Genomic DNA, 12,612 nt, shown 5'->3' with positions numbered 1-12,612 from the left:
GGATGCCCGCTCCGCAGGACGGACCCCTGCTCGACGACGCGGCCGGCCGGCTGATCCGCCCGTACACGATCAGCAACGGCCGCACCCGGCCGTCCACCGAGTTCGACCTGCTGTCCCTGATCATGGCCACGGGCATCGAGCCGGACATTCCGCTCGGCCCGGAGCACACCGTGGCCCTCGGCATGTGCGAAGGGCCGATGTCCGTCGCCGAGATCGCCGCACACCTCCGGCTGCCCGCGGTCGTCGCCAAGGTCATCCTCTCCGACCTGGTCGCCTGCGGCGCGGTCACCGCGCACGCTCCCGCTTTCCATGACATGCCCACCGACCGATCCCTGCTGGAGGCAGTGCTCGATGGTTTACGACGACAGCTCTGACCGCACCCGAACCTCCGAGTTCTTCCCCGTGGCACTCAAGGTCCTGGTCGCCGGTGGATTCGGGGTCGGCAAAACGACGTTCGTGGGCGCGGTCAGCGAGATCGCGCCGCTGAGCACCGAGGAACTGCTGACCCAGGTCAGTGTGGGGACGGACGATCTGGAGGGCGTCGAGTCCAAGACGGCCACCACCGTCGCCATGGACTTCGGCCGCATCACCCTCTCCGAGCAGCACGTGCTCTATCTGTTCGGCACACCGGGCCAGGAACGCTTCTGGTTCATGTGGGACGAACTCTCCCAGGGCGCGCTCGGGGCCGTGGTGCTGGCCGACACCCGGCGCCTCGCAGACTGCTTCGCCGCCGTGGACTTCTTCGAACGGCGCGGCATCGGATTCATCGTCGCCGTCAACGAGTTCGACGGCGCCTACCGCTACGAGCCGGACGAGGTCCGCGCCGCGCTCGACCTCGGTCCCGAGGTACCCGTGGTCCTGTGCGACGCCCGGATCGCCAGCTCCGGAACGGGCGCCCTCGTCACCCTCGTACAGCACCTCATCAACGCCACCACGGCGCCCGCCCCACTACAGACCTTCGGAGCCCGCCCGTGACATCCTTCGCCACCGGCCGGATGCTCCTGACGCCCACCGACCGGCACGGCCCGGCCCGCGCGGAGCGGCTGCGCAAGCTGGATCTCGGCGAACGCCCCGACGCCTCCTACGACAACTTCGACGCCTTCGCCGACAAGGTGGCCGAAGTCACCGCCACGCCCTTCTCGATGGTCAACTTCATCGACGAGAACCGGCAGTTCTTCGCGGGACTGCACACGCCGACGGGCAACCGCGGCGGCCAGGACCTCGGTTCGGCCGCGGCGGGCAGCAACCGCAGCAGCCGGTACATGGCCCGCGACCACGGCTACTGCCCGCACGTCCTCGTCCGGCGCAAGGCCCTCGTCCTGGACGACGTCTGCGACTACCCCCGCTTCGCGGGCAATCCGGTGGTGGACGACATAGGCATCCGCTCCTACCTCGGGGCGCCGCTGATCGACCGCACCGGCATCGCGCTGGGCACCGTCTGTGCCGTCGACACCGTGCCGCGCCCCTGGGGCCGGGCCGGACTCGACACCATCAAGTCACTCGCCCATGAACTCGTCCGCCAGATCGACGACCGGGAGGGCCACCACCCCCTCTGACATCCCCCCGCGGGTGATGCCGTACTCAACTCCCGGGCGACGCACCGACGCTGTCGGTCCTCCTGATGGACGAGCCGTTCGGCGCGCTCGACGCCCTCCCCGCGAGCAGATGAACACCGAGCTGAACCGGATCCGGCGGACCACCGGCACCACGGTCCTCCTGGTCACCCACTCCATCTCGGAGGCAGTCCACCTGGCCGAACGGGTCGTGGTGATGAGCCAGCGCCCCGGGACCCTCACGGAGATCATCGAGGTGGGCCTGCCCGTCGAGCGCGACTACGACGAGACGCTGGGCCGCCCGGCGTTCCGCGCACATCCGTGATCTGCTGGGCGCGGGGAAACGGAGGCCCGGGATGACCGAACGTGCCGCGATCACCGCCGCCGATGTCCGCTCGGCCGCGCTGTCCCTGCCCGACACCATGGAGAAGCTCGCCTGGGGGCAGCCCACCTTCCGGGTGGCGGGGAGGATCTTCGCCTCGCTCGGCGACGACGAGACGGCGATGGGCGTGAAGTGCCCCAGGGAGGACCGTGCCGAGCTGATCGCCGCCGAGCCGGAGAAGTTCTTCATCCGTGAGGGGCACGACGACCACTACGCCTGGATGCGCGTCCGGCTGTCCGCTCTGGAGGACGCGGATGAGCTGGCCGCCATCCTCGCCGACGCCTGGCGGCAGGTCGCCCCGCGCCGACTGGTGGCGGCGCACCCGGAGCTGGACGTGCCGGGGGACAGGGTGGCGGGGGAGAGCGAGAGTGAGGACGAGGGGTGAGCGTGGTGGGTGACCGGTTGCCGGTGGCCGGGGGTGTGCGGCCGCGTCGGTGGGGTGGGCCGGGCCGGCGGTGCGGGAGTGTGCGGGGGCGACTTCGGGGGCGCGCGGCGGCCCGATCGCGCGAGCTTGCCTCCGCCGGGCTGACGGGGCGGGCCGATCACGGGGGAGTGCCCGGCCTGGCCGGGCTGACGGGGCGGGCGGAGTCAGTGGGTCGGGTTGGCGGGTGGGCTCTGCAAATCAAGGGTGCAGGAATGCGGTGATCCGCTTCCGCAGGCCCTGCGGGTCCAGGCCGTGCGCCGCGACGTGCTCTTCCAGCTGCCCGTACCGACGCAGCTCGGCGCGGCCCACCCCCAGCCCGAGCACCCGGTGGGGCAGGTCGATCAGCGCTTCGCCCGCCGCGGTGGCGGAGGTGCCCGCCAGATAGGGCTCCACGATCACCAGGTCCGCGGTCGTGGCCGCACCGGCGGCCCGGCGCACCCCCGCCGCGTCGAACGGCCGCACGGTCGTCGCGTACAGCACGGTGACATCCAGCCCCTCGGTGGCGGCGAGGACGTTGTCGAGCATGGGACCGACCGCGATCACGGTCCCGCGCCGCCCTTCGCGCACCACGGTGAACCCGGCCGTGCCGCTCACCGGCAGCGCCTCCCGGTTCGCCTGGAGCGAGAGGCGTACGTACACCCGGTCGTCGCCGACGACGGACTCCCGGAGCAGGGCCTCGGCCTCGTCCGGATGGCCCGGCACGTGCACGGTCCAGCCGTCGAGCGTGTCCAGGAGGGCCACGTCGCCGGGGGACATGTGCGTGAAGCCCCCGGCCGGCCAGTCGTACGAGCCGCCGGCGCTCACCAGGATCCCCCCGACCCCCTGGTGTCCGAAGTCCAGCTTGACCTGCTCGAACGGTCGCTCGACCAGGAAGCCGGCGAAGGTGTGCACGATCGGCCGCATTCCCGTCAACGCCATCCCCGCACCGGCCCCGACCAGCAGTTGCTCCCGGATTCCGACGTTGATCACCCGGTCCGGGTGGGCTCGCCGGGCCGGGGCGAAGCCGTCGGCGCTGATGTCGGCGAGCACGACGGCCAGCCGGGGCTCCTCGTCCAGGAGCCGCGAAGCGGTGCTGATGAATCGGTCACGCATGGTGTCCATGAAGGGGTCCCTCCCGGGGGCTCCGGTGTGAGCGGCGGCGGTGGTGCGGTGGCGGTCGTACGGGATCGGTCGGTGCGGTCAGCTCTTGGGTTCGACGCGGGCGACGACGGCCAGGGGTTTGCCCGGGTGGGGTGTGGTGAACGCCGTGTACAGGGCCTCGTGGTCGCGACCGTCCACGGTCACCGCCGCCCACCCGGCGGACGCGAAGCGGGAAGCGATGCCGCCGGGCCAGCCGTGGGTGGCGGACGCGTTGTCGATCACCAGTGTGTGCAGCTGTTCGAGCCCGGCGGGGCCCGCGTGGGCGATGGCCTCGTGATTGCTGCCCTCGTCCAGCTCGGCGTCGCCGATCAGGACCCACACCCGGGGGTCGGTGAGGCCCTGGGCGCGCAGCCCGAGCACCGTTCCGACGGCGAGCGGCAGCCCGTGCCCGAGGGATCCGCTGCCGATCTCCGCCCCCGGCACCAGCAGTCGGTCCGGGTGGTGGCCGAGCGGCGAGTCGTACGCCCCGAAGCCGGGCAGCAGCTCCTCGCCGAAGAAGCCGTGCGCGGCGAGAACGGCGTAGTACGCCATCGGCCCGTGCCCCTTGGACAGCAGGAAGCGGTCCCGCCCGGGGGCGTCGGCCGTGTCCGGTGTGACGCGGAGCACCCTGTCGTAGAGCACCCACAGGGCGTCGAGCGTGGAATGGGCGGCGGGGGCGTGCTTCTCGGCGCCGGTCATCAGGGCGATCAGGCGGTCGAGGTCATGGAATGCGAGGGGGCCGCGTGCCGTCGAGGCGGTCGTGTTCGTCATGACACCGAGCGTTCAACATCAACCACGGTTGAGGTCAAGCATGGAATGGCGTTGGTGACCACCTGCTGGAGTGCGGTATTGTTCTCATGCGCGTTCAGCCAGGGGAAACCCCAGGTCAGACGGGTATCGGGACGTGGCGCAGCTTGGTAGCGCACTTGACTGGGGGTCAAGGGGTCGCAGGTTCAAATCCTGTCGTCCCGACTGGAGACAGTCGTAGATCAGGGCCGGTTTCGGAGTAATCCGAAACCGGCCCTTGATCGTTTTTGGGGACCAGCTGGGGACCAGCTGGAGGTCCGGCGTCCTTGACCGGGTCTGCGGGGCAGCGGGTCATGACGATCGGGCTCGGCAGTGAGCGCGGTGTGCGCAGCACGTTGAAGTGGGCAGGGAGCGCCGTCCCGGCGGCCGTGATCTTGTGGACGTCCGGGTGAAGGTAGCGCTGGGCGGTGGTCAGTGAACCGTGGCCGGCGATCCTGCGGAGGGCGTGGACATGGACCCCGACGTCGGCGAACCACGTCAGTCCAGTGCCGGGGTCCCGTGCGGGCGGATGGTGGGGGCCCATCGGTGTCCCCGTCGCTCGGCGGTGCGCGGGGGATGCGGGTCAGGCGGGAGCGAAGGCGGAGCGCGCCGGGGGCTCCAGCCGTCCCGACTCGGTCGCCGGGTTGACGGCGGGGCAGACGAACGGCCCCAGGAGCGCCAGCAGCAGGTCCAGCTCCTCGGGGGTCCGCGTCACGCTCTCCACGTGCTTGCTGCCGGTGAGCAGCAGGTTCGACTGGTAGAGCGCGTGCGGCTGTTCGGGCGTCGGCCGGAAGGAGCGGATGCCCAGGCGCCCGAGCTGCGCGCCGGAGGTGCCGACCAGGGGGAACCGCTGCCAGGCGCCGCCCATGATCGCGGTGCCGTCCAGCCACCCGGCGGTCTCGGCGGTGCCGTCGGGAAAGGTGAGCTTCTCGCGGTAGTACATCATCATGTGGCCGTCGTGGGACCGCTCGTAGAGGATGCGGCCAGTGCCCTGGAGCGTCGCCACGGGACGGTCGTCGCTGGTGGTGATGACGCTCTCGTAGGTGTCCCAGTCGCCGAGGCTGCGGCCCGGCGGGTCGACCTTCCTGTAGTCCAGCGTGACGTGCTCGACGAGTTCCTCCAGGACGTCCGTGTCGGCCCGGTCCGCCGCCGTGGCATCCGAGGCGAGCGCGGCGAAGTCGCGTGCCGTCTCGGCGAGGTCGGCGGCGTTGCGGGGGAGGTGGAATGTGGTGTGCACGAGCGCTCCCGGTGGCGTGTCGGTCGGAATGAAGCGAGCGGGGCAAGGCTCTCCCCCACCCTGGCGGCCGCCGCTAAAGCCGTGCCAACGTGCCTCTACCGTCACGGAGTCGGCCGTCCTTCGCCCGACGGCCCACCTTCCGCCGGGGTGAAGGCCGCGCCGTCGACCACGGTGACGAGAAGGTCTTTGCCCGCCGTCAACCGGCCGGTGAAGCCGGTCAGCACGCCGCCGTCGAACGGCGGGCCCGGCACCAGCAGCCGGGCGTGGAAGGTATTCCCCAGGCCGAACACGACCGGGCCCCGGAGAATTCGAGCATCGACCGGGCGACCGGGAACCCCGCCTTGCAGACGCTCCCCTTGCAACTGAACAGCAGCCGCCCCCCGTGCGCCGCCCCGGACGCGTCCGGGCCGGCCAGGTGGACGCACTCCTCGGGCACAGTGCTTGATGCTGCCGACCAGCCCCGACGGCCAGGAATCAGCCAGTCGTCGTCCGAGGTAGGGCGGACGGCCTCGACGACCGCGCGGTTCTCGGCGTGGGAGACGTGCAGGTCGCTGACGGCGTACGGCTCCCCGCGCGCCGGCCGTCACCGGGGCGCCCCTTCCGCCGCCCGGCCGGGCCCGCCGACCGGGTCGGGGAGCCGGGGCAGGGCGTTCAGCAGCGCGCGGGTGTAAGGATGGCGGGGAGCGCCGAAGACGTCCTCTACCGGGCCGGACTCCACCACCTCGCCGTTCCGCATGACCAGGACCCGGTCGGCGATGTGGTGCACCACGCCGAGGTCGTGCGAGATGAAGAGCATCGCGACCCCGCTGCGCCGCTGCACACTCCGGAACAGGTCGAGGATCTGCGCCTGCACCGACACGTCCAGCGCTGACACCGGCTCGTCGCAGACCAGGACGTCCGGCTCGGAGGCGAGCGCCCGGGCAACGGCCACCCGCTGGCGCTGCCCCCCGGACAGTTCCGCCGGACGCCGACGCAGCAGCGAGGCGTCCAGCCCCACCGACTCCAGCAGGACCGCCACTCGGGGCCGGGAGCGGCGCACGGTCGCCCGGCCGGGGTGGCCGAACGCCTCGCTCACCACGCGTTCTACCGTCCAGCGCGGGTCGAAGGAGCCGAGCGGGTCCTGCTGCACATGTTGGATGCGCGAACGCAGCGGCCCGCGCGCCGCCTCGGGCAGCGCCGACCACGGCTCGCCCAGCAGCCGAACCTCCCCGGCCTCCGGCCTGAGCAGCCCCAGCGCCAGGTGTGCCGTGGTGGTCTTCCCCGACCCCGACTCGCCGACGATGGCGAGGGTCTCCCCGGCGGCGAGCGTGAACGAGACATCGTCCACCACCCGGCGGACCGAACGGTCCGGCGAGCGGTAGGACAGCGCGAGGCCGCTCGCCTCCAGCACAGTACGAGGCGAGGCGACCGGCGCCGTGCGCGGGGCGGGAGAGGCGGTCGGCCGCGGCAGCTCCCGGTCCAGGTGCAGGCAGCGGACGGTCCGGTCGCCCCGCAGTTCGCGCGCCTCCGGTAGCCGCACCTCGCACTCCTCGTCGGCCAGCGGGCACCGCGCGGCGAACGGGCAGCCCGCCTGCGGACCCCGCTCCTCGCCGGGCGCGGGCCCCGCCGTGGACGCGGGGTCGAGCGAGAGCCGCGCGCCGCGCGGCCTGCGCGTCGGCACGGCGTCGAGCAGGAGGCGGGTGTACGGGTGGGCCGGATCGGTGAGGACCCGTCGCGCCGGGCCCTCCTCCACGAAGACGCCCCGGTACATCACCGCGATCCGGTCCGCGACGGAACTCACCACCGCCAGGTCGTGGCTGATCAGGAGCACCCCGGTGCCGTCGGCCTGCTGTTCCGCGAGCAGGTCAAGGATCTGCGCCTGCACGGTCACGTCCAGCGCGGTCGTCGGCTCGTCCGCGATCACCACCGAGGGCCGGGAGGCCAGGGCGGAGGCGATCAGGGCGCGCTGCCGCAGACCTCCCGAGAGCTCGTGCGGGCGCTGGCGGGCCCGCAGTTCGGGCTCGGGTATCCGCACCTCCCGCAGCCGCTCCAGGACATCGCCGTCGACCGCCCGGCCCGCCGGGAGCAGCCGTCGCGGGGCGGAGTGCCACCGGTTGCGCAGCGACTCGGCGACCTCCGCGCCCACGGTGCGCAGCGGGTCGAGGGAGGTCAGGGCGTCCTGGAGGATCATCCCTACCGCCGTCCCGCGCACCGCGCGCCACTGGGCCGGGCCCGCGCCCGACAGGTCCCGCCCGGAGATCCGCAGCCGTTCCGCGGTGACCCGCGCCCCCGGCCCGGCCAGACCCAGCAGGGCGCGGGCGGTGACGCTCTTCCCGGAACCGGACTCGCCCACCACGGCCAGGCATTCACCCCGGCCGAGCCGCAGGTCGACACCGCGTACCACCCGCGCCTCCGGGCGCCCCCGGCCGCCGGGGAACGCCACCCGCAGCCCCGCGACGTCGAGCAGGGGGCCCGCCGCCGTGTCAGCCGATCCCATCAGCACTCCTGCCTTCGAACCTGCGCCGCAGATCGGCGCCGACGACATTGAGGGCGACCACACAGCAGGTGAGGGCCAGCCCAGGGAAGACCGACAGCGCCCAGGCGGAGTCGAGCAGGTCGCGTCCCTCCGCGAGCATCGCGCCCCACTCGGTGGCCGGAGCCTCCGGGCCCAGTCCGAGGAAGCTCAGCGAGGAGCCCGCGATGATCGCGGTCCCGGCGCTCACCGTGGTCAGCACGAGCACCGGAGGCAGCGCGTTCGGCACCACGTGGTCGCGGAGTACCGCCGTACGGCCCCTGCCGAGCACGACCGCCGCCTGGACGAAGCCCGAGGCGCGGACGGCGAGGGCCTCGCCGCGGATCAGCCGGGCGAAGCCGGGCGTCGTCGAGAGCGCGATCGCCAGCAGGGCGTTGCCGGTGCCCGGCCCCAGGATGGCCACCACGAGCAGCGCCAGCAGCATGCCAGGGAACGCCAGCAACACATCGGTGGTCCGCATGACGATCTCGTCCAGTACCCGCCCGCCGACCGCGGCGAGCGCCCCGAGGAGCGAGCCGAGGACCAGGGCCAGCGTGACCGAGCCGAGGCCCAGCAGCAGGGTCAGCCGGGTGCCGTGCACCACCCGGCTGAAGATGTCCCGCCCGAGCTGGTCGGTCCCGAACCAGTACGTGGCGCCCGGCGGCCGCAGGGCCTGGGTGACGTCCACCAGCTCCGGCGGCCTGCGGTCCAGCAGATCCGGCCAGAGCGCGGCCACCGCCAGCAGCGCCAGCACCGCCCAGGCGAGGGTGACGCCGGGCCCGGGCAGGCGGGTCCTGATGGCCCGGGGCAGCGCCCCGACGGCCGTCATGGCGCTCATGCCGTCTCCCTTCCGGCGGGCACGTGCGGTCGGCCCTGCGCCACGACCAGCCGGGGCCTGCGCAGCACCCGCAGGTCGGCGCGCGGGTCGCCGTCCACCACCAGCAGGTCCGCGTCGAGGCCGGGCAGCAGTCGGCCGGTGCGATGGGTGAGGCCGAGCGCGTCCGCCGCGTTGACGGTGGCCGTCCGCAGCGCCTCGACCGTGCTCAGCCCGGCGTGCGCGAACCACTCGACGCCTTCCCCGAAGCGGTCGAACCGCGAGCCGGGCATGCCCGCGTCCGTCCCCGCGATGAGGGGTACGCCGTGACGGTGGGTCCGTGCCACGAGGTCCAGCACCCGGTCGATCACCTCCTCCCCGTGATCGGCCGCCGTGTCGTAGAGCGCGCCGCTCAGCGTGGGGCAGACCGCCACCCCGGCCTCGGCCAGGGCGGGCAGCAGCCGCTCGGACTCCGGGTCGGTGGCTGGGCCCTCCAGGGTGGCGAACGAGCAATGCTCCAGGGTGTCGACGCCCACCGCGACCGCGTCCTCGATGGCCTGGGTGCCGTGCGCGTGGACCGCGACGCGGCGCCCGAAGCGCCGCGCCTCCGACACCGCCGCCGCCAGCTCGGCTCGGCTGAACTGGCTGCTGTGCGGGGGCGGTCCGGTCGGCGTGAAGGTTCCGCCGGACGCCATGATCTTGACCCAGGCGGCTCCGGCGGCGAAGTTCTCCCGCACCACCCGGCGGATCTCGCCCTCGCTGTCGGCCTGCCCGCCCAGGTACCAGCAGTGCCCGCCCGACACCGTGACCGGGGAGCCCGAGGTCAGCAGCCTCGGCCCCGGCACGGTGCCCCGCTCGACGGCGTCACGCAGCACCGCGCCCAACTGCCCCCGGTCGCCCAGGTCGCGGGCGGTGGTCACCCCGGCGTCCAGCAGGCGGCGGGCGCGGCCCGCCATGGCCAGCAGCAGGGTGCGGTCATCGGCGGCGCGGAGCGCGGCGACCGGGTCGGGGCCGGCGTCGAAGACCAGGTGCACGTGGGTGTCGATGAGACCGGGGAGCAGCGTACCGCCGGGGAACTCCCTGACCGGAACGCCGGCGCCCGCCTCGGCGCGGAGCCGCGCGGCCGGGCCCGCTGCGGCGACGACACCGTCGCGGACCAGTACCGCGCCGTTCCGGACGGGCTCGGCGCCGGGTTCGGTGAGGAGCAGCGCGGCCGTGTAGAGGCGCGCCGCGCCGGGGGGTGGGGTCATGGGCCGGTACTCCTCAGGCGGGGGTCGATCACTCGGTAAAGCCAGTCGACGAGGATGCTGAGCAGGCTGAAGGCGGCAGCCGCCACGACCACCACGCCGGTGACCACGGGCAGGTCGCGGCTGGTGATGGCGGCGGCCAGGACGCGCCCCAGCCCGGGGCGGGAGAAGATGGTCTCGATCACCACGGCGCCGCTCAGCAGCGCCCCGATGGTCCAGCCGGAGAGCGTGGTCAGCGGGACGAGGCCGTGCCGCAGCGCGTGGTGGACCCGCAGGCCGAGTTCCCCGGTGCCCCGGGCCCGCGCGCTCAGCGCGAACGGCTGCGTCAGGGCGCGTTCCATGGCGTCCCGTAGCACCTGGGCGAAGGTGCCAACGACGCTGAGGGCCATCGTGACGGCGGGCAGCACCAGGCTCGCCGGACCCGTATCGCCCGCGGCGGGGAAGATCCGCAGGTGGAAGGAGAAGAGCCCCAGCAGCAGCCCGCCCGTCCAGAAGCCCGGCGCGGAGACGGCGACCAGTTCGAAGAGGGCCGAGAGCCGTCGGCTTGTACCGGGGCGCTCGGACGTGGCGACCGCCAGTACCAGGGCACCGGCCAGTCCGAGGGTGAACCCCGCCAGCGTGAGCTGCACCGTGGGCCAGAACTGGGTGGCGAGCACCTGCCCGACCGGCTCCTGGAGCTGGTACGACACCCCGAGGTCACCGCTGAGCAGCCTGCCGACGAAGCGCCCGTACCGCACCACGAGCGGCTCGTCGTAGCCGAGGTCGGCGCGCACCCGGGCCACCATCTCCGGCGTCGCCGGGCTGGTGCCGAGCAGGGTGCGGACCGGGTCGCCCGGGGTCAGCTCCATCCCGGCGAACGCCACCGTCGCCGCGCCCCCCACCACCAACACGGCCAGCACCAGTCGTCGCGCCAGCCAGCGCAGCGGGCCCCTCACGGCTCCTCCCGTACGACGTCGTGGAAGAGGGGGTACGCGGAGGCGTCGAAGGTCAGCCCGCGGACGCGGTCGGAGGCGCCGACGAGGGCGGTGGGCACGTACACCGGCATGACCAGCGCGTGGTCGAGGATGTACCGCTGCGCCCGGGCGTAGGCCCGCTCCCGCTCCCGGGGGTCGGTCGCGGCGGCCCCGGCGTCGAGCGCCGCGTCCAGTTCCGGTTCGTCGACCCCGAAGACGTTGCCCCCGCCCTGCGCGAGGGTTTCCCGGGAGCCGTGGAAGAACCGGAGGATGTCCGGTTCGGCGCGTACGAAACTGGTGCTGTACATGTCGAGCCCCCGGCCCGCCGTAGTGCGTTTGATGTAGGTTCCGATGTCCAGCGGGTACCAGCGGAGCCGGATGCCGGACTTCTTCGCCTCGGCCTGGATGCCCTGCCCGAGGATGTCGGCCTTGGCCTGGAGATCCGCGGCGTACGGCCAGGAGAGGGTGAGGCGGCGGCCGTCCTTGGTGCGGTACCCCTCCTCGTCCCGGCCGGTCCAGCCGGCGGCGTCCAGCAGCCGGGCGGCCTCGCGCCGGTCGTACCGCCAACTGCCCTCCGTGCGCGCCGAGTAGTGCGGTGTCGCCGGGGACAGCGGGCTCCAGGCGCGGGCGTTGCGTCCGAAGAAGACCGTCTCCACCAGGCTGTCCAGGTCGACGCTGAGCATCAGTGCCCGGCGCAGCCGCTCGTCGCGCAGCGGGCCGTGCGTGGTGTTGAACACCACGTTGAAGACCGCCCCCGGCACGGGTGTGCTGTGCAGCCGCAGGCCGCGGGTGACGTCCAGCGTGGCGGCCTTCGACGGCGGGATGTTCCCCGCGGCGTCCACCTGGCCGCTGGTGAGGGCGCCGAAGCGGGCGGCGTCCTCGTCGATGAACTCGATGACCAGCCCGTCGTAGCGGACCGGCCCCCGGTGGCGCGCGGAGCCTGGGTTCCACCGGTACTCGTCGTTGCGCTCCATCACCAGCCGGTGGTTGCGGGCCCATTCCACGAACCGCAGCGGTCCGCTGCCCACCGGGCCCCCGCACAGCCCGCCCTTGGCCGACCGGATCGCCTTGGGCGACTGGATGCCGAGGTACGGGCTGCTCAGAGCCTGCAGGAAGGCGGCGTTGGGCCGCTCCAGCCGGATGCGGACCGTCGTGGCGTCCACGACGGTCGTGCGCTGGTAGCCGCGGGCCAGGGCCACCGCGTACTGGGACTTGGTCTCCGGCGCCACCGCGTGGTCCAGGGTGGCCGCCACCGCCGAGGCGTCGAACCGCGTCCCGTCGTGGAAGAGCACGTCGTCGCGGAGGTGGAAGGTGTAGTCCCGGCCGTCCTCGGAGATCTCCCACCGCTTCGCGAGCCACGGGTGGAACGTCCCGTCGGGCTCCATGCTGACCAGCGAGTCCACCATGTTGCGGGTGACCAGGCCGGTCACGTCCTTCGGGCTGACCTGCGGGTCGAGGCACTCGGGCTGCTGGTCGTAGGCGAAGGTGACCACGTTGCCCGGCAGCGGCGCCCGGCCCTCCGAGAGCCCGCACCCCGCCGTGACGAACGCGCTCAGGAGGGCCAGCGCCCCGGCGGTCAGGCGCGACGAGCGCCGCATCGAGCCGC

The 12,612-nt window shown here is 73.2% G+C and carries 13 protein-coding genes, 1 tRNA gene and 2 pseudogenes; 6 read left to right on the top strand and 10 right to left on the bottom strand.

The window, feature by feature from the left end; genetic code table 11:
• Positions 1-2: 2 nt before the first annotated feature.
• The 5 genes and pseudogenes from AB0F29_RS01820 (at position 3) to AB0F29_RS01800 (ending at position 2,320) form a co-directional block, all read left to right on the top strand.
• Positions 3-374, top strand: coding sequence for a DUF742 domain-containing protein (locus AB0F29_RS01820; protein ID WP_361866687.1), 372 nt, complete (start codon positions 3-5; stop codon positions 372-374).
• Positions 352-975, top strand: a complete 624-nt coding sequence (locus tag AB0F29_RS01815; protein WP_361866686.1) for an ATP/GTP-binding protein — start codon at positions 352-354, stop codon at positions 973-975. The genes AB0F29_RS01820 and AB0F29_RS01815 overlap by 23 nt, the downstream gene beginning before the upstream one ends.
• On the top strand, positions 972-1,556 hold the full coding sequence (locus tag AB0F29_RS01810; RefSeq protein WP_361866685.1) for a GAF domain-containing protein: 585 nt from the start codon (positions 972-974) through the stop codon (positions 1,554-1,556). The genes AB0F29_RS01815 and AB0F29_RS01810 overlap by 4 nt, the downstream gene beginning before the upstream one ends.
• Before the next feature lie 56 nt (positions 1,557-1,612).
• Positions 1,613-1,891, top strand: a pseudogene (locus AB0F29_RS01805) (ABC transporter ATP-binding protein); the annotation flags it as partial.
• Positions 1,892-1,909: 18 nt separating this feature from the next.
• The gene (locus AB0F29_RS01800) at positions 1,910-2,320 is read left to right on the top strand and encodes an MmcQ/YjbR family DNA-binding protein (RefSeq protein ID WP_361867021.1); all 411 of its coding nucleotides are present in this window, start codon (positions 1,910-1,912) and stop codon (positions 2,318-2,320) included.
• A 237-nt stretch (positions 2,321-2,557) separates the two neighbouring features.
• On the opposite strand, the gene AB0F29_RS01795 is transcribed toward AB0F29_RS01800, so the two are convergent.
• Both AB0F29_RS01795 and AB0F29_RS01790 read right to left on the bottom strand, forming a co-directional pair.
• Complete coding sequence (locus tag AB0F29_RS01795; protein ID WP_361866684.1) at positions 2,558-3,460, bottom strand: transketolase C-terminal domain-containing protein; 903 nt, start codon at positions 3,458-3,460, stop codon at positions 2,558-2,560.
• A 78-nt stretch (positions 3,461-3,538) separates the two neighbouring features.
• Positions 3,539-4,249 carry a transketolase gene (locus tag AB0F29_RS01790; RefSeq protein ID WP_361866682.1) on the bottom strand — a complete coding sequence of 237 codons (711 nt, stop codon included), beginning with the start codon at positions 4,247-4,249 and terminating at the stop codon, positions 3,539-3,541.
• A 127-nt stretch (positions 4,250-4,376) separates the two neighbouring features.
• Between AB0F29_RS01790 and AB0F29_RS01785 the strand changes: the two genes are divergently transcribed.
• Positions 4,377-4,450: transfer RNA gene (locus tag AB0F29_RS01785), tRNA-Pro, on the top strand.
• A 121-nt stretch (positions 4,451-4,571) separates the two neighbouring features.
• Here the strand turns inward: AB0F29_RS01785 and AB0F29_RS01780 are convergent.
• From AB0F29_RS01780 to AB0F29_RS01745, 8 genes and pseudogenes are all read right to left on the bottom strand, one after another.
• A pseudogene (locus AB0F29_RS01780) lies at positions 4,572-4,772 on the bottom strand (site-specific integrase); the annotation flags it as partial.
• A 75-nt stretch (positions 4,773-4,847) separates the two neighbouring features.
• Entirely contained in the window at positions 4,848-5,501 is a 654-nt protein-coding gene (locus AB0F29_RS01775) for a hypothetical protein (protein WP_361866681.1), read from the bottom strand.
• Positions 5,502-5,602: 101 nt separating this feature from the next.
• Positions 5,603-5,791 (bottom strand): hypothetical protein, encoded by a 189-nt coding sequence (locus AB0F29_RS01770; RefSeq protein ID WP_361866680.1) that lies wholly within the window; start codon positions 5,789-5,791, stop codon positions 5,603-5,605.
• Between the two features lie 293 nt (positions 5,792-6,084).
• On the bottom strand, positions 6,085-7,977 hold the full coding sequence (locus tag AB0F29_RS01765; protein WP_361866678.1) for an ABC transporter ATP-binding protein: 1,893 nt from the start codon (positions 7,975-7,977) through the stop codon (positions 6,085-6,087).
• The gene (locus tag AB0F29_RS01760; protein WP_361866677.1) at positions 7,964-8,830 is read right to left on the bottom strand and encodes an ABC transporter permease; all 867 of its coding nucleotides are present in this window, start codon (positions 8,828-8,830) and stop codon (positions 7,964-7,966) included. The genes AB0F29_RS01765 and AB0F29_RS01760 overlap by 14 nt, the downstream gene beginning before the upstream one ends.
• Positions 8,827-10,056 carry an amidohydrolase family protein gene (locus AB0F29_RS01755; RefSeq protein ID WP_361866675.1) on the bottom strand — a complete coding sequence of 410 codons (1,230 nt, stop codon included), beginning with the start codon at positions 10,054-10,056 and terminating at the stop codon, positions 8,827-8,829. The genes AB0F29_RS01760 and AB0F29_RS01755 overlap by 4 nt, the downstream gene beginning before the upstream one ends.
• Positions 10,053-10,988, bottom strand: coding sequence for an ABC transporter permease (locus AB0F29_RS01750; RefSeq protein WP_361866673.1), 936 nt, complete (start codon positions 10,986-10,988; stop codon positions 10,053-10,055). Before AB0F29_RS01750 ends, AB0F29_RS01755 begins: the two co-directional genes overlap by 4 nt.
• Entirely contained in the window at positions 10,985-12,604 is a 1,620-nt protein-coding gene (locus tag AB0F29_RS01745) for an ABC transporter substrate-binding protein (protein WP_361866672.1), read from the bottom strand. The genes AB0F29_RS01750 and AB0F29_RS01745 overlap by 4 nt, the downstream gene beginning before the upstream one ends.
• Positions 12,605-12,612 lie beyond the last annotated feature (8 nt).

The organism is Streptomyces sp. NPDC026589 (assembly GCF_040638385.1).
Taxonomy (GTDB): Bacteria; Actinomycetota; Actinomycetes; order Streptomycetales; family Streptomycetaceae; genus Streptomyces.
This window is presented reverse-complemented; position numbering and strand designations above follow the sequence as displayed.

What these genes read in the sequence shown, in the direction of transcription:
- AB0F29_RS01815 (WP_361866686.1), top strand. Translation starts at nt 352, where the DNA reads ATGGTTTACGACGACAGCTCTGACCGCACCCGAACCTCCGAGTTCTTC.
- AB0F29_RS01765 (WP_361866678.1), bottom strand. Translation starts at nt 7,977, where the DNA reads ATGGGATCGGCTGACACGGCGGCGGGCCCCCTGCTCGACGTCGCGGGG.
- AB0F29_RS01790 (WP_361866682.1), bottom strand. Translation starts at nt 4,249, where the DNA reads ATGACGAACACGACCGCCTCGACGGCACGCGGCCCCCTCGCATTCCAT.
- AB0F29_RS01795 (WP_361866684.1), bottom strand. Translation starts at nt 3,460, where the DNA reads ATGGACACCATGCGTGACCGATTCATCAGCACCGCTTCGCGGCTCCTG.
- AB0F29_RS01800 (WP_361867021.1), top strand. Translation starts at nt 1,910, where the DNA reads ATGACCGAACGTGCCGCGATCACCGCCGCCGATGTCCGCTCGGCCGCG.
- AB0F29_RS01820 (WP_361866687.1), top strand. Translation starts at nt 3, where the DNA reads ATGCCCGCTCCGCAGGACGGACCCCTGCTCGACGACGCGGCCGGCCGG.
- AB0F29_RS01760 (WP_361866677.1), bottom strand. Translation starts at nt 8,830, where the DNA reads ATGAGCGCCATGACGGCCGTCGGGGCGCTGCCCCGGGCCATCAGGACC.
- AB0F29_RS01745 (WP_361866672.1), bottom strand. Translation starts at nt 12,604, where the DNA reads ATGCGGCGCTCGTCGCGCCTGACCGCCGGGGCGCTGGCCCTCCTGAGC.
- AB0F29_RS01755 (WP_361866675.1), bottom strand. Translation starts at nt 10,056, where the DNA reads ATGACCCCACCCCCCGGCGCGGCGCGCCTCTACACGGCCGCGCTGCTC.